The sequence below is a fragment of the Photorhabdus heterorhabditis genome, assembly GCF_018448905.1.
Lineage (GTDB): Bacteria > Pseudomonadota > Gammaproteobacteria > Enterobacterales > Enterobacteriaceae > Photorhabdus > Photorhabdus heterorhabditis.
In genome coordinates this window covers 48095-71257 of the sequence record NZ_RCWA01000011.1, presented here as the reverse complement: position 1 = coordinate 71257, position 23163 = coordinate 48095, and the positions used below count along the sequence as shown (strand labels likewise).

The following is a 23163-nucleotide window of genomic DNA, read 5'->3' as shown; positions in this document are numbered from 1 at the left end:
GCTAAGTTAAGTGGCATAGTTAAATAATAAACAAGAGGGTTTTGGTCATGAACCAGAAAAACCTGTTCACCCGTTCAGCATTAGCGGTTGCAGTGGCTCTAATCTCATCCAACGCGGGTGCCGCTGGTTTCCAGTTAAATGAATTTTCTACTTCGGCTTTGGGCCGAGCTTTTTCCGGGGAAGGCGTTGTTGCTGATAACGCAACGGTAGGAAGCCGTAACCCAGCAGCAATGACTCTGTTTGATCGCCCATCCTTTTCTATCGGTGCCGTCTATATCAACCCAGATGTTGATATTACAGGTAAATCCCCAGTGACGGGTAAAAGTACCAACGCTAAAAATATTGCGCCAGTAGCCTGGATACCTAACCTACATTTTATTATGCCTATTGATGATCAATGGTTTGTTGGTACTTCAGTCACCACTAACTTTGGTCTGGCTACTGATTTTAGCAATAACTACGACGCAGGCCCTATCGGTGGTAAAACTGACCTAACAACATTGAACTTCAACCTGAGCGGAGCTTATCGACTAAACGATAACTTCAGCTTTGGTTTAGGACTTAACGCTATTTATGCTGATGCAACAGTCGTCCGTCATGCGGGCGCTCTGTCAGACATTCTGGCTATGAAAGCCCCTCAACTAAAAGGTCTTATCAAACCAACAGATGAAGTTTCTAATCTGGAAGGTAAAGATTGGGGTTATGGCTGGAACGCGGGCATCATGTATGAAGTGGATGCAAATAACCGCTACAGCCTGACTTACCGTTCTAAAGTTAAAGTCAAATTTAAAAACGGTGACTATAAAAATGACATTCCCGTCCAGCTAGGGGCAATACTTCAGAACGCAGGAATATCCTTCCCTGCCACCGGTGGTCAAACTATTGGCGGTAAATTAGACCTCAATTTGCCGGACATCTGGGAAGTTTCTGGTTACAACCGCGTAGCACCTAAATGGGCTATCCACTATAGCCTGGCATATACAGGCTGGAGTGAGTTCAATGAACTAAAAGGGACCAAAAATAAAGATGGCTCAGTTCTGTTTAGTAAACATGAAGGCTTCAAAGATGCCTACCGTATTGCTTTAGGTACAACTTACTATCACGATGACAACTGGACATTCCGTACTGGTATCGCCTTTGATGACAGCCCGATTCCTGCTGAGAACCGTTCTATCTCTATTCCGGATCAAGACCGTTTCTGGCTAAGTGCTGGCGCAACCTACGCATTTAATAAAGACATGTCTCTGGACGTAGGTGTTTCTTATATGCATGGACAAAAAGTCACAGTTAAAGAGAAATTGTCTGAAAAACTGCCTTACACATATGAATTTGATGCAAAAGGTTCTGCCTGGTTATATGGTGTAAACTTCAACTACGCATTCTAATCAAATGTAGTTCTCAAAAAAGGATAGCTCTACGGCTATCCTTTTTATTTATGAAGTAAAATCAGACAATAACGATCAATCAATACTGTCCAAATCACCCTGTAATGCTTCAGCATTTGGATTTTTTGTAGCTTCCAACTTACCACCGCTTGCCATAAAATCATGGCTCTGGAAGTAAGCCTCACGCATCATCAGATAAGGATCTGATGAATTCTTCAACAAACCATCAGAATCCAGTAAACGAGCACGAGTTTCAATACCTTCAAATACCCACTTACCCGCAGACATCCAAATGGTCAAATAACTTAACATTGGATAAGTCATATCAGCCCAGTCTCCCCCTTCATCACGCAGAGTAAAACTGCCATAGCCCGGTAATACAGCATAAGGACCATATCCCACATCATAATAGCCCAAAGTACTACCAAAACGTTTTGGTTCTTCTTTTGCCAACTTAGGATTTGCCATAGTTGCAACATCAATCAAGCCACCTATACCCCAAATGGTATTCAGGAAAAAACGATTAAAATGTTTCATTCCCTGATACGGGTCACCACGCAAGAAACTGTTTACCATACTGGCTGGTTCTTCGAGATTACTGAGAAAATTGCCCAAACCATTTCGTGCAGGCATCGGTACATAGTCGCGCCACGTTACAGCTACCGGACGTAAGATATAGGGATCAAGGACATTATAATTAAAGTTGAACATTGTACGGTTAAAACCTTCCAGAGGGTCTGAACGCCCCTGTTCAACGCTATTAGATGAACCGGCACATCCCACAAGTAATGTGGCTGTAAGAGCGATTACGCCCAAACGATACTTCATACAATTCTCCAAGTAACCATCTCTTAGATCCGGCAAACCAATCTTGTCGCACTACCTGCCGATGATCATCAATAAATATAAATATTACTGACAATTCAACTTGAATGGTACTCAATTTGAGTGGTCATTAAACAAGCAAACAGTTCATAACATCTTATCTTAGGAAGAAAAAGCAGTTATAATGCAGCGGTTGTCCCCTTAGTTAAATGGATATAACAAGCCCCTCCTAAGGGCTAATTGCAGGTTCGATTCCTGCAGGGGACGCCATTAACAGAACCAATAAGCACATATGCAATATTTTGAGATGTAAGAAAATATTACGATAATATAAAAATAAAACAATATTACTTTCATATGTAAATTAACATCTTTATATAACAAATTAAATATTCATTATATAAAAAATCGAATATAAAACTTCATTTAACTTATCAAAATTATAAACATTTTAAATGAATTTAAAGTCATTTAATTTCATTGGTTTTTTCAAAAAATTATATTATTATTAATTCAAAAAATTAACATCTCTTTAATTATACGCTTTAAAATTTATATCAAACCTAAAAGTTAATTATCATATTTATTTGAAAAATCATTTAACTTCATTTCAAAATTTAAATAACACCATTAAACACTAATTATAAAAATAATAACATTCAATAACGCACCCCCCCCCATAATCAAATAAAATTCTCAATAATTTCAATCAAATAAAGCACAATTGAATATAAAATTATTTATTTTAAAATACATTCACAATTCTATAGTAACTAAGGAATAAATATATTATCGAGAGTAAAATTGGAATATTTTTATTATTACCTTTAAAAGTATTATTATTCATTCAATGAGAATGACATGTAAATAAAAAACAATAAAAGAACAATCAACATTTCCACCTAGTTATTTAATTCATAAATTTACATTTAATAAAGTCACACTTTAAAAAATTTTAACCAGATATATACAATTATTTTCTCTAATATGTATATATCTGTCTTTATAATTTAATCAACCAACGATAACTGTTGCCGTAAATATGTGCCTGAGCCTAACAATCCAGGTTGCGGATGAGTAATCAAATAAACAGGAATCTGTTGTATTAATGTTTTAAAGCGCCCTTTATCTTCAAACCCATGCAAAAAATTTGACTGCTTAAAGAAATCAAGAAATCGTGGCACTATACCACCAGCGATGTACACACCCCCAAAAGTTCCCAGATTTAACGCCAAATTTCCGCCAAATCTCCCCATGATTTCACAAAATAACGAGAGAGCACGATGGCAATATTGGCAACTTTCATCTAATGCTCGCTGTGTCACTGTTTCTGGTTCCAAATCTTCCGGCTGATTATGGTTCAAAATAGTAATAGCCTGATAGAGATTCACCAGCCCACTACCAGACAAGATTCTTTCGACTGAAACATGGCCTAGCTTGCGACGTAAAACAGCCAATATTGCATCTTGCTCTTCACTATTCGCTGCAAAATCCACATGACCACCCTCACCTGGCAAACTTATCCATTGCTTGTCTACTTTTATCAGATGAGCGACTCCAAGGCCAGTTCCAGCTCCGTAAACAGCAACCGGTTTATCTTCAACTGCTTTTCCCCCACCCAACTGAACTTTGTATTCCTCTGTCAACATGGGAATAGCCATAGAAACGGCAGTAAAGTCATTAATAACATCTAATTTTTCTAGCCCAAGCGTCTGTTTTAGCTCACTAATAGAGAATGCCCATTGGTGATTAGTCATTTCTACCCAATCTCCACTTATCGGGCAAGCAATAGCGATACAAGCACAAGTTACTACTGTATTTTGCTCGGCCAAATAGTGGCTAATAATAGACTCTAATCCAGCGTATTGTCTTGCGCTATATGTTTCAATCTGCTCAATAGCCCCATTTTTCAAATTACAAAGTGCCAATCTGGCATTCGTGCCACCAATATCAGCCACCAGTCCGTAGAGGTTCATTTTTATATCCCAATAATTAACTAGTACAACAATATATGTAAAGCTTATCCCATCTGGAATTATTGGTATATAGATAGTTTGAGCGCGAATAACGCGCATAATCAAGGCATGCACGTAGTATATGAAGTTAGTTTGTTCCAACTCGAACATATGATCTACTGATTAAAAATCAACCGCTCTACCAACTGAGCTAACGGCCCATTTAAGATGGTATTTCGATTGAAATGCGCTTTTTTGAAGGTGGGTCGTGCAGGATGACTCGGGCTACGCCCTCGCCTTTTAGGCCAGCGCGAATGCGCTGTTGTCTCGCTTCGCTCGGCTCGAACCTGCGACCCATTGATTAAAAGTCAACGGCTCTACCGACTACGCTAATGACCTATTCAGGAAATTTGTTTTTGAATGAAACTTTAAGATGGTGGGTCGTGCAGGATGACTCGGCCTACGGCCTCGCCCTTCGGGCCAACGCTGTCGCGTTGTTGTCTCGCTTCGCTCGGCTCGAACCTGCGACCAATTGATTAAAAGTCAACTGCTCTACCGACTACGCTAATGACCTATTCAGGAAATTTGTTTTTGAATGAAACTTTAAGATGGTGGGTCGTGCAGGATTCGAACCTGCGACCAATTGATTAAAAGTCAACTGCTCTACCGACTGAGCTAACGACCCATCTAAGATGGTATTTCGATTGAAATGCGCTTTTTTGAATGGTGGGTCGTGCAGGATTCGAACCTGCGACCAATTGATTAAAAGTCAACTGCTCTACCGACTGAGCTAACGACCCATGCCAAAAATATGCAATATTGCTGGAACAATCTAATGAAGTGGTGGGCGATACCAGATTCGAACTGATGACCCCCTCCTTGTAAGGGAGATGCTCTACCAACTGAGCTAATCGCCCACTTCAAAGGACTATCACTGCATTTTATATCACTAAATTTATGATTGGTGGGCGATACCAGATTCGAACTGATGACCCCCTCCTTGTAAGGGAGATGCTCTACCAACTGAGCTAATCGCCCAATCATAAAATCATTTCTATCACAACGAGATGGTGGGCGATACCAGATTCGAACTGATGACCCCCTCCTTGTAAGGGAGATGCTCTACCAACTGAGCTAATCGCCCCGTCGTGATGGAGTCGCATTATAGGGATAGTTCAGGATGAGTCAACGCTTTTTCTAGGTAAAAATATCGTTCGTCTCAAAATTAAACAAATGTGAGATAATTATCATCACTTAGAGTCCAGTTTAAGCAGATATGCTGACTTTTCTCAACAACATCCCGCCAACAGCATTGAGGAATTAAAGTGCAGTGATAAAATAACTCCCCATTTTGTTACTTTAAATTACCAATAACGTTCATTGAAAAGTGAAACGTAGTTAAGGCAATCCTCAATGCGTAAAATTAAAACCCGTTTTGCACCAAGCCCAACTGGCTATCTCCATGTTGGTGGTGCACGTACCGCACTTTATTCCTGGTTATACAGCCGCCATAATGAGGGCGAATTTGTCTTACGTATCGAAGATACTGACCTTGAACGCTCAACTCAGGAAGCCATTGATGCCATTATGGATGGTATGAACTGGTTAAATCTGAATTGGGATGAAGGCCCTTTTTATCAGACAAAGCGTTTTGATCGTTATAACCAAGTCATTGATCAAATGCTAGAACAAGGAACGGCTTATCACTGCTACTGTTCTAAAGATCGTCTGGATGAATTACGTGAAACTCAGATGACCAATGGCGAGAAGCCTCGCTATGACGGTCGTTGTCGTGATAGTCAATGTCAGCATAACCCAGATCAACCCCATGTTGTTCGTTTCCGCAATCCACAGGAAGGCTCGGTTATTTTTAACGATAGTATCCGTGGTCCAATTGAATTCAGTAATCAGGAACTTGATGATCTGATTATCCGCCGTACCGATGGCTCACCAACTTATAATTTCTGTGTTGTTATTGATGATTGGGATATGGAAATTACCCATGTAATTCGCGGGGAAGACCATATCAATAATACCCCACGCCAAATTAATATTCTGAAAGCTCTGGATGCACCAGTTCCAGAATACGCGCATGTTTCGATGATCCTGGGGGATGATGGTAAAAAACTGTCCAAACGCCATGGCGCGGTGAGTGTTATGCAATACCGCGATGATGGCTATCTACCAGAAGCACTGCTGAATTATCTGGTTCGTCTAGGTTGGTCGCACGGTGATCAAGAGATTTTTAGTCTCGAAGAGATGACTGAATTTTTTAGCCTTGATGCTATCAATAAATCTGCTAGTGCATTCAATACAGAAAAACTGCAATGGCTGAACCATCATTATATTAATACTCTACCCCCAGAGGAAGTTGCTGTTCATCTGGCGTGGCATATTGAGCAGCAAGGCATTGATACCCGTAATGGCCCACAGTTGATTGATCTGATTAAATTATTAGGTGAACGCTGTAAAACTCTGAAAGAAATAGCTGAATCCTGCCGCTACTTTTATGAAGATTTTGCTGAGTTTGATGCAGATGCAGCGAAGAAACATTTGCGTCCAGTTGCCCGTCAACCTCTTGAAGTTGTTCACTCGAAGCTGGCTTCAATGACTGACTGGACAGCAGAAAATGTTCATCACGCCATTCAATCTACAGCTGATGAACTGGAAGTTGGTATGGGTAAAGTCGGTATGCCGCTGCGCGTGGCTGCCACTGGTGCCGGACAGTCTCCAGGTCTAGATGTGACTATTCATGCTATCGGACAAACTCGTACTCTGTCTCGTATTAATCAGGCTCTGGAGTTCATTGCTCAGCGTGAAACCCAACAGTAATTAATGCGACAAAGGCATCACTGGCTCTATGGTGATGCCTTCTGCTTTTAAAAAAGGTTTTCGTTTAGTTTGCTCACATTATTCACTCTCTAATCCGCCTTCCATATCACGGCAACCCATTGCTTAACCTTTATTTTGTCGATTTATCACAAAACTGATGGCTTTTTCAACGTTTGTTTTGAGAATGATAAGTTAGTCGTTGACAGTATTTGCTGGGTTTCATATTATGCGCCCCGTTCCATTAATTTTGATTGGGGCTATAGCTCAGCTGGGAGAGCGCTTGCATGGCATGCAAGAGGTCAGCGGTTCGATCCCGCTTAGCTCCACCAAATACTTTCACCAAAGTAAAGTATTTGGTACTAAAATTAGGAAAAGTTACAAGCGTGGGGCTATAGCTCAGCTGGGAGAGCGCTTGCATGGCATGCAAGAGGTCAGCGGTTCGATCCCGCTTAGCTCCACCAAAATTATCAGGCCCTGAAAGCTATGCTTTCAGGGCCTTTTGCTTATCACTGTTTATCACCTTCATATTAATAAACCCTTACTTTGGCTGGTTATTCTTCAACGGTTTTACCAGCGAATCTAACCCTTCCATTTTTATTGCCAAAGTCATCTCCATCAGTACACCTAATTTGCCTTGTGGAAATTCACCCTTACGGGAGAACCACAATAAGTATTCTTCTGGTAAATCAATGAGTACCCGACCTTTATATTTACCAAATGGCATAACGGTATTAGCAATCTCTATCAGGTTTTCTTTTTCCATAACTTGCATATATATCAATTAAAAAAGGTAGTATCAGTTTACGGAGTAAAGAAGAAATATGCGAAAGGAAATACAGAAAAGTTGCATCATCCATGACGCAATATCCCACGATCAAACTTTATATTTTTACAGCACCAAACCTGCAATAGCTGCGGATAGAAAACTAACAAGAGTTGAACCAAACAGTAATTTCAGACCAAAGCGAGAAACTACGTTACCCTGTTTTTCATCCAAGCCCTTAATCGCACCTGCAACAATCCCAATTGACGAGAAGTTAGCAAAAGAAACCAAAAATACCGATAAAATGCCCAGTGAACGCGGAGAAAGTTCTGTAGCAACTGACTGCAAGCTATGCATCGCAACAAATTCGTTAGAAACCAGTTTGGTTGCCATGATACTGCCAACCTTCAACGCTTCATCCGCAGGGATACCAATCACCCAAGCGAATGGATAAAACACATAACCCAATGTTTCCTGGAAGTCCTTATCAAAAATCATGCTAAACAGCGCGTTAATAGCGGCAATCAGAGCAATGAAACCAATCAACATCGCAGCAACAATCAGTGCCACTTTAAAACCAGCCAAAATATATTCACCTAGCATTTCGAAGAAACTTTGGCCTTCATGAAGATTACTCATTTGAATATCTTCTTCACTGTCAACATCATACGGGTTAATTAGTGACAGAATGATAAAAGTACTGAACATATTAAGCACCAGTGCCGCCACAACATATTTAGGCTCCAGAATTGTCATGTAAGCACCAACTATCGACATAGAAACCGTTGACATCGCAGTCGCGGCCATTGTGTACATTCGGCGCTCAGACATTTTGCCCAGCACATCTTTATAGGCAATAAAATTTTCAGATTGACCAAGTACCAAAGAACTAACCGCATTGAATGATTCCAACTTACCCATGCCGTTAACTTTAGACAACAGAGTACCAATAACCCGGATGACGATTGGTAATACATTGATATGCTGTAAAATCCCAATCAGGGCGGAGATAAAGATAATCGGACACAATACATTCAGAAAGAAAAATGCCAGTTTTGCATCCATCATGCCGCCAAAAATAAATTCAGTTCCTTCACCCGCAAATTTCAGCAATTGCTCAAACAAGCCAGCAAATCCCATGACAAATTCCTGACCAACACCAGAATTCAGGAAAAACCACGCCAGAGCAAGCTCAATAACAAGCAGCTGAATAATATAGCGAGGACGAATCCCTTTACGGTTACTACTCGCCAGAATAGCAAGGCCACCAATAACAACCAGAGCTAAAAGGAAATGCAGGATCTGAGACATATCATACTCCAAACATGAGAAAACTAGTTTATACCTGTTATCTTTCAAGTTGCCTCTTTGTTGGCTGCACTCACTCACCCCGGTCACAGAGTTATCTATGCTCCCGGGGATTCGCTCCCTGGCCGTCGCGATCCATCTTGAAATCTATTGGGTATATAAATACATTCTATGTAATCATAGTTAACAAAATGGGATAAATATCACACTATGTTGAAATAATTTTTGTCCTAAATCTATATTTAGTAGGATTGATCACATTTTTAGCTGAATCGTATAAATCAGATTTAAAAATACCTCATTGCACATTACGGATTATTGAAAAAATCCCTCAATAATCCGCATGCAAACAAAAAATTATTCACCCAATAAACGGATCATTTCTTCTTCATCAATAACCGAAATATTTAGCTCATGAGCTTTAGCCAATTTTGAGCCAGCAGCTTCACCAGCGATCACCAAATCTGTCTTCTTAGAAACACTGCCGGTAACTTTTGCCCCAAGCGCAATAAGCTTATCTTTGGCTTCATCTCTGGATAACTGATGCAATGAACCAGTGAGCACAATTGTTTTACCCGCAAAGGGGCTGTCAATCTTCTCGGCCTTTGTCACGACAACGGGTTCCCAGTTAATTCCTATATTATCAATCAGCTCATCAATAACTTTTTGATTATGAGGTTCACTGAAGAAGTTAACCACATGTTTCGCCACCACTTCACCAACATCTTGAACTTCTTTCAGTGCTGCTTCATCAGCTGCACGTAATTTATCCAACTCGCCAAAGTGCACGGCCAAATTAGCGGCTGTCGTCTCCCCAACTTCACGGATACCCAAGGCATAAAGGAAACGGGCAAATGTGGTTCTTTTCGCTTTTTCCAGAGCTTCTACCACATTCTGAGCAGATTTCGGCCCCATACGATCAAGCCCGGTTAATTTACCCGCCGTAAGCCTGAAAAGATCTGCGGGGGTTTCGACATATTCCTTATCCACCAGTTGATCGATAATCTTCTCTCCCATACCGTCAACATCCATCGCCCGCCGGGAAACAAAGTGTCTAAGCGCTTCTTTACGCTGAGCACCACATACCAATCCCCCCGTACAACGTGCTACCGCTTCCCCTTCAATCTTCTCAATATCTGCTCCACATACTGGACAATGTTCAGGGAACATCACTTCATCACTGTCTTGCGGCCTTCTGTCCTCCACAACACCTACAACCTGTGGAATAACATCACCAGCACGACGAATAATAACAGTATCACCAATACGCAAACCTAAACGTTCAATCTCATCCGCATTATGCAATGTCGCATTACTCACCGTCACACCAGAAACCTGCACAGGTTCCAAACGCGCTACCGGTGTAATCGCACCAGTACGACCAACTTGAAACTCAATATCGCGAACAATCGTCATCTGTTCCTGAGCAGGGAATTTGAATGCCGTCGCCCAACGTGGCGCACGAGCGACAAAACCTAATGTTTCCTGTAACTCCAGCGAATTCACTTTGACAACAACACCATCGATATCAAATCCTAATGTTGAACGCTGATTCTCAATATCATGATAAAAATCAATAACCTGCTGACTGTTAGTGCAAATCTTAACTTTATTGCTGACTGGCAATCCCCATTTCTTAAACTGTATCAATCGTTCATAGTGACTAGCCGGTAACTCTCCCCCTTCCAGAACACCAACACCATAACAGAAAAAAGACAATGGACGTTTAGCGGTAATACGGGGATCAAGCTGACGCAGGGAGCCAGCTGCCGCATTACGCGGGTTAGCAAATACTTTTGCACCTGTGCGACGAGCCTCTTCATTCAGTTTCTCAAACCCTTTTTGTGGTATAAAAACCTCACCACGGACTTCAATACGGGCAGGAATATTTTCTCCAGTCAGGCGCAGCGGAATCGCGTTGATAGTCCGTACATTCGATGTAATGTTTTCCCCTGTTGTCCCATCACCACGAGTTGCCGCCTGTACCAGTTCACCATTTTCATATAACAGGCTAACTGCCAAACCATCCAGTTTCAGCTCACAGCAAACGACCAAATCCTGATCATCTTTCAGGCGGTCACGTACCCGCTTATCAAATGCCAGATAACTCTCTTCATCAAACACATTATCCAATGACAGCATAGGGATTTTATGGCGAACTTGTTCAAAAGCAGTCAAAGGAGCAGCCCCAACCCGCTGAGTTGGTGAATCAGATGTAATCAGTTCAGGGTATTGTTCCTCAAGAATTTTTAGTTCCTGCATTAACCGATCATACTCTGCATCCGGGATCTCTGGCGCATCCATAACGTGATACAGATATTCATGATGACGCAATGTTTTTCTGAGATGTTCTATTTGTTGAGCAGTTGATTTCATAACTTATAGCCAGCGATAAAAAGCCCCCGACTGGCGGAGGCTTGAATGTTCGATAAGTTGATTATACCTGAGCATCGAGTGTGCTGCGAATACGAGCCTTATATAATTCGATTTTTTGCGGTGTTAACATTTTGCGTTCATCATCAAGCACCACTCCTCCAACATCAGAAGCGATACGCTGAGCGGCCTGCAACATTAGCTTAAAATTCTGATTCGATTCTCCATAAGAGGGTACCATCATAAACATAGAAACCCCTGGAGTAGTAAAATCAACCATCGATTCAGGATTAAATGAACCTGGCTTTACCATATTAGCAAGACTGAATAACACCGGGCCGCTACCTGATGGATTTAGGTGACGGTGAAAAATCTGCATTTCTCCAAACTGGAAACCAGATTGCAGAATGCCTTGCAGCAGTAATTCACCATTCAATACCTGGCCCTGGTGTGCTGCCACATGAAGAACCAAAACAATTTCTTTCGCTTTGGCTCGCTCCTCTTCTGCAACAGTTTTCTCTTTTGCCCCTTCCTGCGATTTTTCTTCCGCCACAGGTGCATTTTTCTCAAACTCTTCCAGCTCTTCGGATTCAAATAATCCAAGTTGCGGTTCCTGCTCTTCTGGTACTGCTTTTCTGGCTGTCGCCTCAGGCTGACGACCAGCAAGCAACGGATCATTGTTCTCTTCAGGAATTGCAACATCAATTGACTGACGGCGCTCAATCACCGACTCAGCTTTATGCTCCTGATGGGGCTTCACCTGCTTATGGGCGTAAGACTTTTGCTGATTGTCGAACACTTCATCTTCACTGTCATCGACGAAACTATTCTGACGATCACGTTTATAACGTTTCACTGGGCGATCACGAAAAAGCGAAGAACGCTCTTTACGGCTGGTCCACAACCCATGTAACAGCAAAGCTATGATTGCTATCGCACCAACAATGATTAATATCAGACGCAAATCCTGCATCATTGCTATCTCTGTTGTTTAAATTAATATGCCACCACGGCAGAACATTTTCTGTATTAACTCTATTTGTCAAATAACACAAGTGCAAGCTTATACACACTTTTCTTCTCAGAAACATGCCTGACAAGCACTTTTTGTTCTTTTTTTGTACAGAACGAGGCTAGTCAGTCGAAAATCCTGCCTATATGATAGCGTTTCAATCATATAGAAGAGAATAGGAAGTATGCTTAATTTGACAAAACCGCCCAAAAATTTGAGCGGCTTTCAATATTTGATGCAAGGTTGCAGATTAATTACTCGACAGGGCATTAAAAGATTCGTTCTATTGCCTTTGCTGGCAAATATTTTGTTACTTGGTGGTTCATTTTGGTGGCTCTACCAGAAACTGGGAAGCTGGGGCGACTGGATATTGAGCAAAGTACCAGATTGGATGCAATGGCTGAGTTATATTTTATGGCCGCTGGCAGTGATTTCTATTCTGCTAATTTTTACTTATTTCTTCAGCACAATAGCAAATTTTATAGCTGCGCCATTTAATGGCTTGCTAGCGGAGAAACTGGAAGCGGATTTAACAGGAATCCCGGCACCAGATACCGGAGTTATAGAACTGGTGAAAGATGTTCCGCGTATCCTAAAACGGGAATTAGTAAAACTGCTCTATTATATTCCACGCGCTCTGCTATTGCTGCTTCTTTATTTCATTCCTGTTATTGGACAAACTGTCGCACCTGTTATCTGGTTTATTTTCAGTGCCTGGATGTTGTCGATTCAATATTGTGATTATCCATTCGATAACCATAAAGTCAGTTTTCCAACAATGCGTCATGCCCTTCGTCAAAATAAAATAGATAATCTGCAATTTGGCGCCACAGTGAGTATGTTAACAATGATCCCTATTGTCAACTTAGTGATTATGCCTATCGCAGTATGCGCTGCCACCGCAATGTGGGTAGATCGCTACCGTGATAAGCATGCAATTCATATTATGCAAAAATATTAATTCAAAGTTATTCTTTTAGACGATAAGAATATATTTAATCTATATTTCCATAAATTGATTGTTGACGTATTATTGACCGGATATCACTAAAGGGAGTTGAAAAACGAGTATGAGTAAAATTTATGAAGATAATTCTTTAACTATTGGTCGTACCCCGTTAGTTCGCTTAAAACACTTTGGTAATGGACGCATTCTGGCAAAAGTGGAATCCCGTAATCCCAGTTTTAGTGTGAAATGTCGCATCGGTTCTAACATGATTTGGGATGCTGAAAAGCGCGGTATTCTGCAACCAGGAAAAGAGCTGGTAGAACCAACGAGTGGCAATACAGGCATAGCACTTGCTTACGTTGCTGCAGCCCGCGGCTACAAATTAACTCTGACTATGCCTGAAACCATGAGTATCGAGCGGCGTAAGCTACTGAAAGCACTGGGAGCAAATCTGGTGCTGACTGAAGGCGTTAAAGGCATGAAAGGTGCCATTGAGAAAGCTAATGAAATTCAGGCCAGTGATACTGATCGCTATATCATTCTGCAACAGTTCAGCAATCCAGCAAACCCAGAAATCCACGAAAAAACCACAGGGCCAGAAATCTGGGAAGATACAGATGGTGAAGTTGATGTATTCGTTGCTGGTGTAGGTACTGGTGGTACACTAACAGGCGTCACCCGTTATCTCAAAAATACCAAAGGCAAAAATATCACTGCGGTTGCAGTAGAACCCGAAGACTCTCCAGTAATCAGTCAGACTTTAGCTGGTGAAGAAATAAAACCGGGTCCACATAAGATTCAAGGTATTGGCGCTGGTTTTATTCCTGATAACCTTGATCTCAAACTCGTTGATCGGGTTTTCAAAATCAGTAATGAAGAAGCTATCAAAACTGCCCGTGAAATCACGATGAAAGAAGGCATTCTCGCGGGTATTTCCTCTGGTGCAACTGTTGCAGCTGCGGTGAAACTTTCCCAAGAACCAGACTTTAAAGATAAAAATATCGTTGTCATTCTGGCTTCATCAGGTGAACGTTATCTGAGCAGCGTGCTGTTTGCTGACTTATCCGATGAATAAAAGTATCTGAGTAAATTACTTAGTTTTATTGATAAAAAAGCACCTAAATGGTGCTTTTTCTGTGTAGTAGATCAAATTTTTACACTTTGCCAGATGATTTATTACAATGGGTTTAGTATTTAACCAATAATAATTATTTCGATGCTCGAAATTAATTAACAGAAGTAGTAGTTTCGGTTAAGGAGTTCTACGATCTATACCCTATAGATTTCAAGATGCATCGCGACGGCAAGGGAGTGAATCCCCAGGAGCATAGATAACTATGTGACCGGGGTGAGCGAGTGCAGCCAACAAAGAGGCAACTTGAAAGATGATGAGTATATCTTTACTTCAAACTATCAATCAGAAGCATCGGAAGAAACAATTTTTTAATAATGAATACTCAGGTTAAGATTTATCCACTATACATAGTCTTAGCTTAACAGCAGAAATCTAAGTTAATTGAGGAAACGTTATGTTCCAGCAAGAAGTCACTATTACCGCGCCAAATGGCCTACACACCCGCCCGGCTGCACAGTTCGTTAAAGAAGCAAAAAGTTTCGCCTCCGACATTACGCTAACTTCCAGCGGCAAAACTGCCAGTGCGAAAAGCCTGTTTAAACTGCAAACTTTAGGACTGACTCAAGGCACCGTTGTGACCATCTCTGCTGAAGGTGAGGATGAGCAAAAAGCAATCGAACACTTGGTTAAATTAATGGCAGAACTGGAATAACACCCTGTTAGCCACAAAGCCAGCCAAGATTCAGACGTTATGAATAAACCGATATTCACTTAGCCGTTCTCCATCCCCGGATAAACATTTATCTGGGGATGTCAGTTTAAATGCATATCCTAAAACAGCAAACCATTTGCAGGCTGGCTCTTTAAAAAATAATTATTAGTAGTTAGGTAACATTATGATTTCAGGCATCTTAGTATCACCAGGCATCGCTTTCGGTAAGGCTCTATTACTGAAAGAAGACCCCATCATCATTAATCAGAAAAAAATCAACCAAGAACAAGTCGAGCAGGAAATCTCCCATTTCAAGCAGGGTCGTGAAAAAGCCTCATCTCAATTAGAAATAATCAAGAATATAGCAGCAAAAAACCTCGGAGAAGAAAAAGCAGAAATCTTCGAAGGACACATTATGCTGCTGGAAGATGAAGAACTTGAACAAGAAATTATTTCGTTAATCAAAAATGATCTCAAAGCTGCGGATGCTGCGGTTTATTCCGTTATTGAAACTCAGGCCCATGCTCTTGAGGAATTGGATGATGAATACCTGAAAGAACGCGCCACAGACGTGCGTGATATCGGTAAACGCTTACTGAAAAACATTCTAGGTATGCCTATTGTCGATCTTGGTTCAATTTCAGAAGAAGTGGTTCTGGTTGCCAGCGACCTGACCCCCTCTGAAACTGCACAACTCAATCTGGAAAAAGTGCTTGGTTTCATTACTGATTTCGGTGGCCGCACTTCCCACACATCAATCATGGCTCGTTCCCTTGAGCTTCCAGCAATTGTGGGTACGACTAACTCGACAATAGAAATCCAGAATGGTGATTACCTAATCTTGGATGCGGTAAATAACCATATTTATGTCAACCCATCCGATACAGAAATTGAGCAGCTAAAAAAAACCAAAAACGAATATCTGGCAGAAAAAACTGAACTTGCGAAACTGAAAGATCTGCCAGCAATTACACTTGATGGCCATCAAGTTGAAGTCTGCGCCAATATCGGAACTGTTCGGGATGTTGCTGGCGCTGAACGCAACGGTGCCGAAGGTGTCGGTTTATACCGCACAGAATTTTTGTTTATGGATCGTGATTCATTGCCAACAGAGGAAGAACAATTCCTGGCTTATAAAGCTGTTGCTGAGGCAATGGGCAGCCAGGCGGTTATTATACGCACGATGGATATCGGCGGTGATAAAGATCTGCCCTATATGAATCTACCGAAAGAGGAGAATCCATTCCTCGGTTGGCGTGCAATTCGCATTTGCCTTGATCGAAAAGAGATCTTACATTCTCAGTTACGTGCTATTTTACGTGCATCTGCTTTCGGTAAATTACGTATTATGTTTCCAATGATTATTTCTGTAGAAGAAGTACGGGAGCTGAAAGCAGAACTTGAATTACTGAAAGGTCAATTACGTGAAGAAGGCAAAAAATTCGATGAAGCAATTGAAGTGGGTGTGATGGTTGAAACACCAGCTTCCGCGGTTATTGCTCGTCACCTGGCAAAAGAAGTTGACTTTTTCAGTATTGGGACAAACGATTTAACTCAGTATACTCTCGCTGTAGACCGTGGTAACGAGTTGATTTCTCATCTTTATAACCCAATGCTACCAGCAGTATTGAGCCTGATTAAGCAAACCATCGACGCTTCACACGCTGAAGGTAAATGGACGGGGATGTGTGGCGAGCTTGCGGGTGATGAACGTGCTACACTGTTGTTATTAGGTATGGGGCTAGATGAGTTTAGTATGAGTGCGATTTCTATTCCCGGCATCAAAAAAATTATTCGTAATACTCGTTACGAAGATGCAAAGGCACTGGCTGATCAAGCCCTTTCTCAGCCAACTGCCAAGGAATTGATGGAGTTAGTTGATACTTTCATCAAAGAAAAAACACTTTGCTAACAATATCGGTTAAAACGCGGTCCAGTATAAACAATTAGGAGAAGATTCATGGGTCTGTTTGATAAACTGAAATCTCTGGTTTCAGATGATAAAAAAAACAGCGGCACTATTGAAATAATCGCGCCTTTGTCTGGTGAGATTGTCAATATTGAAGATGTTCCAGATGTTGTTTTCGCCGAGAAAATTGTCGGTGACGGTATCGCTATAAAACCTGCTGGCAATAAGATAGTTGCACCTGTTGATGGGACTATTGGCAAAATCTTTGAAACCAACCATGCGTTTTCTATCGAATCGGACAGCGGTATTGAGCTATTTGTCCACTTTGGTATTGATACGGTTGAGCTTAAAGGTGAAGGCTTTAAGCGCATTGCTGAAGAAGGTCAACGTGTGCAGAAGGGAGATTTAGTTTTGGAGTTTGACCTTAAACTCCTCGAAGAAAGAGCGAAATCAACTCTGACACCTGTTGTTATTTCCAACATGGATGAAATTAAAGAGTTATCCAAACTGAGTGGCTCTGTCACTGTTGGCGAAACGCCCATTATGCGGATTAAAAAGTAACAATACTTTCATTTAATATCGAAATACCATTTTCATCTTAAAAAAAACAGCCGACAATTGCGGCTGTTTTTTCATCCCATTATTTAACTTATACCCAATAGATTTCAAGATGGATCGCGACAGCAAGGGAGCGAATCCCCGGGAGCAGAGATAACTATGTCATAGAGAACTCTGTGACCGGGGTGAGTGAGTGCCGCCAACAAAGAGGTAACTTGAAAGATAACAGGTATATCTAGCCTTCCAATTCAATCATCCGGTAATGTGGGCATCGTTTACCTTTATTGAGACTGTGACTTTTGCCTTTACTTGTTCCGAGTTTTTGATATCTGCCAGCATAACAACATTCGGGCTGCCTGCTGTGTTCCTCTTTTCAGCCTATGAAATAAACTCAGAACGATACTGACAGATATTTTAATCAGATTAATTAAATACTCCGGTAGAAAGATATCTGTCACCACGATCACAGATAATTGCAACAATTACAGCGTCCGGGTTTTGAACTGCCACTTTTAATGCGCCAGCAACAGCACCACCAGAACTAACCCCACAAAAAATCCCTTCTTTCCGGGCTAATAAGCGCATGGTGTCTTCAGCTTCCTTCTGAGTAATATCCAGTACCTTATCCACCAGCTCCTTTTGAAAAATACCCGGCAGATAGGCTGGCGACCAACGACGAATACCTGGGATATGACTATTTTCAGCTGGCTGTAATCCAATAACTTGAACACTATCAGACTGGCTTTTCAAATAGCGACTAACACCGGTAATTGTCCCCGTTGTTCCCATACTGGAAACAAAATGTGTAATACGCCCTTTTGTTTGTTGCCAAATTTCGGGTCCTGTAGTGGTAAAATGTGCCAATGGATTATCCGGGTTATTGAATTGATCAAGAACCTTGCCTTCACCATTACGCTCCATTTGTTGCGCTAAATCACGTGCACCTTCCATACCCACTTCTTTACTCACCAAAATAAGTTCTGCACCATAAGCACGCATAGAAGCCTGACGTTCAAGACTCATATTGTCAGGCATCAATAATTTAAGCTGATAACCTTTTACCGCAGCGATCATTGCCAACGCGATACCTGTATTTCCACTAGTTGCTTCAATTAATACGTCACCAGGAGAAATTTCACCTCGTAATTCAGCCTGCTGAATCATTGACAGCGCTGCCCTATCTTTTATTGAACCAGCTGGGTTATTTCCTTCAAGTTTTATCCATATTTCCACACCCAACTGATCAGTCATTCGTTGTAATTTTACCAGTGGGGTATTACCTATAAAGTGTTCCAAGCTTGCCACAGCTATTACCTAATTTTTATTTAATAGAAAAGCGAAATAACCATATTCAGAAATATATCACAAGACTTTAAATAAAAAATGCTCATCTCTTGGCGGTAAAGAGACGAGCAAATGGTACCAACCAAAATTTAAATTATTATCAAGCGGTCTGGGCTAAACTAAGGGCTTGCAGTTGTTTATCACCAGCATATAACCGGGCTTCAGTACCACCAATAAAATAACGGCTCCCTCTTGTCGGTACTGAAGTTTCATCAAACCAAACAATAGCAACCGACTCCTGATGCCACCCTAAAGGCTGAACAGAGAGCTGCCAAAAATGTCCACGAGGACTGACCTCCGTTACCTGTACTGGCAGTGGGCTAGATGGTGTAGGCTGCGGATTCATCATGACTTCCCACGGGCGCAGGAAGACATCAACACTCCCCTGATGGATTGGTGTTACATTGAGGGGCAAGTGCTGCCCGCCAATCAAAAGCTGAGAACCTTTAATCTCACCACAAAAATGGTTAACCTCACCCAAAAATTCCATGACAAAACGACTTGCCGGATAACGCCATACCTCTTGTGGCGTGCCGACTTGTTCAATATTACCCTGGCTCATGACGACAATCCGATCAGCCACTTCCATAGCTTCTTCCTGATCATGAGTTACAAAAACGCTGGTAAATTTCAATTCTTCATGAAGCCGACGCAACCACCGACGTAACTCCATTCTTACCTGAGCATCCAGTGCACCAAATGGCTCATCCAGTAACAAAATTTGGGGTTCAACAGCCAGTGCCCTCGCCAGTGCTACCCGTTGTTTTTGCCCACCAGAAAGCTGTGACGGATAACGTTCAGCGAGATGAGTCAGTTGCACCATCTCCAACAGTTCCATCACCTTACGGCGAATAGAAGCCGTATCCGGGCGCTTACGTCGTGGAAGTACTGTCAACCCGAAGGCAACGTTATCAAATACGGTCATATGCCGAAACAACGCATAATGCTGAAATACAAATCCAACCTGCCGGTCTTTGGCATGCATGCGACTAACATCCTGCCCATGGAAACTCAGCTTTCCCGAAGTCTGTTGTTCCAGACCAGCAATAATCCTCAACAAGGTTGTTTTACCGGAGCCTGACGGACCAAGCAGAGCGACCATTTCTCCGGAAAAAATATTCAGAGTGATATCGCTCAGAACCTGAGTCCGACCAAAATATTTACTGATGTTGTTAATTTCAATACTCATATTCGCTCCTACCTTAACTATGCTGGCGATTTAACCGCCATTGCAAAGCACTCTTAACAACCAATGTGATAATTGCCATCAACGCCAGCAACGCCGCCGCAGTAAATGCCCCTACGGTATTGTAATCTTGATGCAATAATTCAACCTGCAACGGCAATGTGTAAGTTTCACCACGAATAGCACCAGATACCACTGAAACAGCACCAAATTCACCAATCGCCCGGGCATTGGTCAAAACCACACCATATAACAACGCCCAACGGATATTTGGTAACGTCACCCGCCAAAACATTTTCCAACCAGATGCCCCCAGTAATATCGCGGCTTCATCTTCCTGGCTCCCTTGACTAAGCATCATTGGCACCAGTTCTCGAACAACAAACGGGCAAGTAACAAATACTGTTACCAACACCATTCCCAGCCAGGAAAACATCAATTGGATATCATAGGATTCCAGTACATTCCCTGCCCAACCATTCGAACCATAAAATAATAGGTAGAGCAAACCCGCGACTACTGGAGAAACAGCAAATGGGATATCAATTAACGTCAGCAAACATTGCCGCCCAGGAAACTGAAAACGCGTTACCAACCAAGCGATCATCACGCCAAAAATCAGGTTTACCGGAACTGTGATCAATGCAATCAATACCGTTAACCAAATGGCATGCAACATATCAGGATCTAAAAGATTCTGAGTGACTACGCCAATTCCTTTAGAAAAGGCGGTCATAAAAATCCACACAATTGGTATCACCAACAGTAAGACTGAAAACAGTACTCCTGTTGCGATAAGTGCCCATTTCCCCCAATTTACAGGAGTCCGTTGCGTTATATAAAATTCAGATAAATCGGCCATTAATGCCCCCCAATCCGCTTACCAAAGCGGCTTTGTAAGGTATTAATGCTAAATAGTAATATCAAGGATACAGCCAATATAACTGATGCAATGGCACTGGCAGCTGGATAATCAAATTCCTGCAATCGGATGAAAATCATCAACGATACCACTTCTGTCTGCCATGCGATGTTACCTGCAATAAAGATCACTGCACCAAATTCCCCCAAACTGCGGGTAAAAGAGAGTGCCGCTCCCGCAATTAAAGCTGGAGATAATTCCGGTAATACTACACGCCAAAAAGTCTGCCAACGGCTCGCACCCAACGTCTGAGCTGCTTCTTCATACTCTGGCCCCAACTCTTCAAGTACTGGTTGAATTGTTCGCACCACAAATGGCAAGCTTGTAAACGCCATCGCTACTGCAATACCCAGCCAAGTATTCACCACCTTCACATCAAAATGCCCAAGCAATGAACCATACCAACCGGTAGCAGAGAACAGGGTTGCTAGTGTCAAACCGGCTACCGCAGTAGGTAACGCAAAAGGGAGATCCATCAAACCATCCAGTAAGCTACGACCGGGGAAACGATAGCGAGTGAGTATCCATGCCATCAGCATACCAAATACCGCATTAAACAAACTGGCAACCGCCGCTGCTAATAATGTGACTTTATAAGCCGCCACTACTTGGGGATTAGCAATAACCTGCCAATACTGTTCCCAAGTCATACTGGAAAGCTGCACAACCAATGCACTCAAGGGCAATAATAAGATCAGACAGGTATAGAACAAACTGCTACCTAAACTCAGCCCGAAACCAGGCAATACCCGTTTACTGGAAACCGTAAACATTACTTATGCCCTTCCGCTAGCAATTGATCCAGCGTAGCGCCAGTATTAAAGTGAATTTTCATTACCTGTGACCAACCACCAAACTGATCTTCCAGCCGGAATAATTTGGTTTCTGGAAAACGAGCTTTCTGCTGCTCCATCACTTCCTTATCATTGACACGATAATTAAAGCTAGCAATGATCTGCTGCGCTTGCGGACTATAAAGGTAATGCAGATAAGCTTTAGCCGCTTTCTCAGTGCCGTTTTTCACAATATTCTTATCAACCCAAGCCACAGGGAATTCCGCCAGAATATCTACCGGCGGGACAATCACTTCATATTTGTTATCACCATACTGCTTGCGGATGTTATTCACTTCAGATTCGAAACTTATCAACACATCACCCAAACCACGCTCAATAAATGAAGTCGTTGCACCACGGCCTCCTATATCAAATACCGAGACATTTTTCAGGAAACGTTTCATCCACTCACGAGTCTTCTCCTGATCGCCGCAATTTTTCTGTTGCATTGCCCCCCAGGCAGCTAGATAGGTGTAACGTCCATTGCCGGAAGTTTTAGGATTTGGGAAGACTAATTTGACATCCTTACGTACTAAATCATCCCAGTTATGAATATTTTTGGGATTACCTTTACGCACCAAAAACGCCATCGTGGAATAGTAAGGTGAACTGCTATTTGGCAAACGGCTTTGCCAGTCAGCCGGGATCAAATTGCCACGATCATGCAAAATTTGTACATCTGTCACTTGATTGTAAGTGACCACATCAGCCCGCAGCCCCTGAAGAATTGCCAGTGCTTGTTTGGAAGAACCTGCGTGGGATTGTTTAATTAGTAATTTGTCTTGTGGATGCAGTTCATTCCACTGTTTTTCAAATTCAGGATTAAGTGCAGAAAATAGCTCACGCGCAACGTCATAAGAGCTGTTTAACAGCGCTACAGCAAAGGCATTACTGCTGCCCAATAAAGTTACTGCTACCAGTCCGTTTAGTATTTTATTTTTTATTGAATGCTTCTTCATTGCTCACCTTAGTACCTACCTCAATAGGGGTTATTGGTGCAGGAAAACAAAATAGCCTAATGAATAGGTTCTCAACCTGTGATTTCTCTAAAAACACGCCAGTAACTAATGTATCCAGTTTATTTATAACAGGGTAGATAACTATTGCCGTTTAATATACCGAATTGCAATTAGAAAGTATGAAACGCAATAAGCTGACAAAGCAGTAAGTTTTTTAAATGAAAAATGCGGGCCTGCTATAGCACCGCATATGAGGAAAG

General features: G+C 41.8%; 18 protein-coding genes, 10 tRNA genes and 1 other RNA gene. 10 read left to right on the top strand and 19 right to left on the bottom strand.

Annotated elements, in window-relative coordinates:
- The first annotated feature begins 47 nt into the window (after positions 1-47).
- On the top strand, positions 48-1385 hold the full coding sequence (gene fadL, locus EAE89_RS09275) for a long-chain fatty acid transporter FadL (protein ID WP_054480407.1): 1338 nt from the start codon (positions 48-50) through the stop codon (positions 1383-1385).
- A 75-nt stretch (positions 1386-1460) separates the two neighbouring features.
- Here the strand turns inward: fadL and mlaA are convergent, their stop codons facing one another.
- Positions 1461-2213, bottom strand: a complete 753-nt coding sequence (gene mlaA / locus EAE89_RS09270; RefSeq protein ID WP_054480408.1) for a phospholipid-binding lipoprotein MlaA — start codon at positions 2211-2213, stop codon at positions 1461-1463.
- A 192-nt stretch (positions 2214-2405) separates the two neighbouring features.
- On the opposite strand from mlaA, the gene EAE89_RS09265 reads away from it, so the two are divergent.
- A tRNA-Arg gene (locus tag EAE89_RS09265) sits at positions 2406-2480 on the top strand.
- Positions 2481-3220: 740 nt separating this feature from the next.
- Here the strand turns inward: EAE89_RS09265 and glk are convergent.
- From glk to EAE89_RS09220, 9 genes are all read right to left on the bottom strand, one after another.
- Entirely contained in the window at positions 3221-4186 is a 966-nt protein-coding gene (gene glk / locus EAE89_RS09260; RefSeq protein WP_149616453.1) for a glucokinase, read from the bottom strand.
- A gap of 111 nt (positions 4187-4297) precedes the next feature.
- Positions 4298-4383: transfer RNA gene (locus tag EAE89_RS09255), tRNA-Lys, on the bottom strand.
- A 44-nt stretch (positions 4384-4427) separates the two neighbouring features.
- Positions 4428-4563, bottom strand: a tRNA-Lys gene (locus EAE89_RS09250).
- Between the two features lie 36 nt (positions 4564-4599).
- Positions 4600-4732, bottom strand: a non-coding RNA gene (locus EAE89_RS09245) — RtT sRNA.
- Positions 4733-4774: 42 nt separating this feature from the next.
- Positions 4775-4850: transfer RNA gene (locus EAE89_RS09240), tRNA-Lys, on the bottom strand.
- Positions 4851-4889: 39 nt separating this feature from the next.
- Positions 4890-4965, bottom strand: a tRNA-Lys gene (locus EAE89_RS09235).
- A gap of 41 nt (positions 4966-5006) precedes the next feature.
- Positions 5007-5082: transfer RNA gene (locus EAE89_RS09230), tRNA-Val, on the bottom strand.
- Between the two features lie 45 nt (positions 5083-5127).
- Positions 5128-5203 (bottom strand) — tRNA-Val (locus tag EAE89_RS09225).
- A 30-nt stretch (positions 5204-5233) separates the two neighbouring features.
- Positions 5234-5309 (bottom strand) — tRNA-Val (locus EAE89_RS09220).
- A 269-nt stretch (positions 5310-5578) separates the two neighbouring features.
- Here EAE89_RS09220 and gltX point away from each other — a divergent pair.
- The 3 genes from gltX (at position 5579) to EAE89_RS09205 (ending at position 7458) form a co-directional block, all read left to right on the top strand.
- The gene (gltX, locus tag EAE89_RS09215; protein WP_054479105.1) at positions 5579-6997 is read left to right on the top strand and encodes a glutamate--tRNA ligase; all 1419 of its coding nucleotides are present in this window, start codon (positions 5579-5581) and stop codon (positions 6995-6997) included.
- Between the two features lie 253 nt (positions 6998-7250).
- Positions 7251-7326 (top strand) — tRNA-Ala (locus EAE89_RS09210).
- Between the two features lie 56 nt (positions 7327-7382).
- Positions 7383-7458 (top strand) — tRNA-Ala (locus EAE89_RS09205).
- 77 nt (positions 7459-7535) lie between these two features.
- On the opposite strand, the gene EAE89_RS09200 is transcribed toward EAE89_RS09205, so the two are convergent.
- The 4 genes from EAE89_RS09200 to zipA form a co-directional block, all read right to left on the bottom strand.
- A complete protein-coding gene (locus tag EAE89_RS09200; RefSeq protein ID WP_149616452.1) occupies positions 7536-7760 on the bottom strand; it encodes a DUF3820 family protein in 225 nt (74 codons plus the stop codon).
- Positions 7761-7886: 126 nt separating this feature from the next.
- The gene (locus tag EAE89_RS09195) at positions 7887-9071 is read right to left on the bottom strand and encodes a NupC/NupG family nucleoside CNT transporter (RefSeq protein WP_054479103.1); all 1185 of its coding nucleotides are present in this window, start codon (positions 9069-9071) and stop codon (positions 7887-7889) included.
- 354 nt (positions 9072-9425) lie between these two features.
- Positions 9426-11444, bottom strand: coding sequence for an NAD-dependent DNA ligase LigA (gene ligA / locus EAE89_RS09190; RefSeq protein ID WP_054479101.1), 2019 nt, complete (start codon positions 11442-11444; stop codon positions 9426-9428).
- Between the two features lie 61 nt (positions 11445-11505).
- Entirely contained in the window at positions 11506-12417 is a 912-nt protein-coding gene (zipA, locus tag EAE89_RS09185; RefSeq protein WP_054479099.1) for a cell division protein ZipA, read from the bottom strand.
- Positions 12418-12637: 220 nt separating this feature from the next.
- On the opposite strand from zipA, the gene cysZ reads away from it, so the two are divergent.
- The 5 genes from cysZ to crr all read left to right on the top strand — a co-directional run bounded on the left by cysZ (position 12638) and on the right by crr (position 17659).
- Entirely contained in the window at positions 12638-13414 is a 777-nt protein-coding gene (gene cysZ, locus EAE89_RS09180; protein WP_054479097.1) for a sulfate transporter CysZ, read from the top strand.
- Positions 13415-13523: 109 nt separating this feature from the next.
- On the top strand, positions 13524-14477 hold the full coding sequence (gene cysK, locus EAE89_RS09175; RefSeq protein WP_214085710.1) for a cysteine synthase A: 954 nt from the start codon (positions 13524-13526) through the stop codon (positions 14475-14477).
- A gap of 454 nt (positions 14478-14931) precedes the next feature.
- The gene (ptsH, locus tag EAE89_RS09170) at positions 14932-15189 is read left to right on the top strand and encodes a phosphocarrier protein Hpr (RefSeq protein ID WP_054479093.1); all 258 of its coding nucleotides are present in this window, start codon (positions 14932-14934) and stop codon (positions 15187-15189) included.
- A 184-nt stretch (positions 15190-15373) separates the two neighbouring features.
- Positions 15374-17101 carry a phosphoenolpyruvate-protein phosphotransferase PtsI gene (ptsI, locus tag EAE89_RS09165; protein ID WP_054479091.1) on the top strand — a complete coding sequence of 576 codons (1728 nt, stop codon included), beginning with the start codon at positions 15374-15376 and terminating at the stop codon, positions 17099-17101.
- 48 nt (positions 17102-17149) lie between these two features.
- Complete coding sequence (gene crr, locus EAE89_RS09160; protein WP_015833547.1) at positions 17150-17659, top strand: PTS glucose transporter subunit IIA; 510 nt, start codon at positions 17150-17152, stop codon at positions 17657-17659.
- A 420-nt stretch (positions 17660-18079) separates the two neighbouring features.
- Here crr and cysM read toward each other — a convergent pair whose 3' ends face one another.
- The 5 genes from cysM to EAE89_RS09135 all read right to left on the bottom strand — a co-directional run bounded on the left by cysM (position 18080) and on the right by EAE89_RS09135 (position 22903).
- Positions 18080-18961, bottom strand: coding sequence for a cysteine synthase CysM (gene cysM / locus EAE89_RS09155; RefSeq protein ID WP_054479089.1), 882 nt, complete (start codon positions 18959-18961; stop codon positions 18080-18082).
- Positions 18962-19100: 139 nt separating this feature from the next.
- Positions 19101-20189 (bottom strand): sulfate/thiosulfate ABC transporter ATP-binding protein CysA, encoded by a 1089-nt coding sequence (cysA, locus tag EAE89_RS09150; protein WP_054479088.1) that lies wholly within the window; start codon positions 20187-20189, stop codon positions 19101-19103.
- Positions 20190-20202: 13 nt separating this feature from the next.
- On the bottom strand, positions 20203-21048 hold the full coding sequence (gene cysW / locus EAE89_RS09145) for a sulfate/thiosulfate ABC transporter permease CysW (RefSeq protein WP_054479087.1): 846 nt from the start codon (positions 21046-21048) through the stop codon (positions 20203-20205).
- Complete coding sequence (gene cysT, locus EAE89_RS09140) at positions 21048-21881, bottom strand: sulfate/thiosulfate ABC transporter permease CysT (RefSeq protein ID WP_054479085.1); 834 nt, start codon at positions 21879-21881, stop codon at positions 21048-21050. The genes cysW and cysT overlap by 1 nt, the downstream gene beginning before the upstream one ends.
- The gene (locus EAE89_RS09135; protein ID WP_149616450.1) at positions 21881-22903 is read right to left on the bottom strand and encodes a sulfate ABC transporter substrate-binding protein; all 1023 of its coding nucleotides are present in this window, start codon (positions 22901-22903) and stop codon (positions 21881-21883) included. Before EAE89_RS09135 ends, cysT begins: the two co-directional genes overlap by 1 nt.
- Positions 22904-23163 lie beyond the last annotated feature (260 nt).

Excerpts from the sequence above, each read along its gene's own strand:
- EAE89_RS09200 (WP_149616452.1), bottom strand. The coding sequence starts at position 7,760 with ATGGAAAAAGAAAACCTGATAGAGATTGCTAATACCGTTATGCCATTT.
- cysK (WP_214085710.1), top strand. The coding sequence starts at position 13,524 with ATGAGTAAAATTTATGAAGATAATTCTTTAACTATTGGTCGTACCCCG.
- ligA (WP_054479101.1), bottom strand. The coding sequence starts at position 11,444 with ATGAAATCAACTGCTCAACAAATAGAACATCTCAGAAAAACATTGCGT.
- EAE89_RS09195 (WP_054479103.1), bottom strand. The coding sequence starts at position 9,071 with ATGTCTCAGATCCTGCATTTCCTTTTAGCTCTGGTTGTTATTGGTGGC.
- zipA (WP_054479099.1), bottom strand. The coding sequence starts at position 12,417 with ATGATGCAGGATTTGCGTCTGATATTAATCATTGTTGGTGCGATAGCA.
- ptsH (WP_054479093.1), top strand. The coding sequence starts at position 14,932 with ATGTTCCAGCAAGAAGTCACTATTACCGCGCCAAATGGCCTACACACC.
- fadL (WP_054480407.1), top strand. The coding sequence starts at position 48 with ATGAACCAGAAAAACCTGTTCACCCGTTCAGCATTAGCGGTTGCAGTG.
- mlaA (WP_054480408.1), bottom strand. The coding sequence starts at position 2,213 with ATGAAGTATCGTTTGGGCGTAATCGCTCTTACAGCCACATTACTTGTG.
- gltX (WP_054479105.1), top strand. The coding sequence starts at position 5,579 with ATGCGTAAAATTAAAACCCGTTTTGCACCAAGCCCAACTGGCTATCTC.
- cysZ (WP_054479097.1), top strand. The coding sequence starts at position 12,638 with ATGCTTAATTTGACAAAACCGCCCAAAAATTTGAGCGGCTTTCAATAT.
- glk (WP_149616453.1), bottom strand. The coding sequence starts at position 4,186 with ATGAACCTCTACGGACTGGTGGCTGATATTGGTGGCACGAATGCCAGA.
- EAE89_RS09135 (WP_149616450.1), bottom strand. The coding sequence starts at position 22,903 with ATGAAGAAGCATTCAATAAAAAATAAAATACTAAACGGACTGGTAGCA.
- crr (WP_015833547.1), top strand. The coding sequence starts at position 17,150 with ATGGGTCTGTTTGATAAACTGAAATCTCTGGTTTCAGATGATAAAAAA.
- ptsI (WP_054479091.1), top strand. The coding sequence starts at position 15,374 with ATGATTTCAGGCATCTTAGTATCACCAGGCATCGCTTTCGGTAAGGCT.
- cysA (WP_054479088.1), bottom strand. The coding sequence starts at position 20,189 with ATGAGTATTGAAATTAACAACATCAGTAAATATTTTGGTCGGACTCAG.
- cysW (WP_054479087.1), bottom strand. The coding sequence starts at position 21,048 with ATGGCCGATTTATCTGAATTTTATATAACGCAACGGACTCCTGTAAAT.
- cysT (WP_054479085.1), bottom strand. The coding sequence starts at position 21,881 with ATGTTTACGGTTTCCAGTAAACGGGTATTGCCTGGTTTCGGGCTGAGT.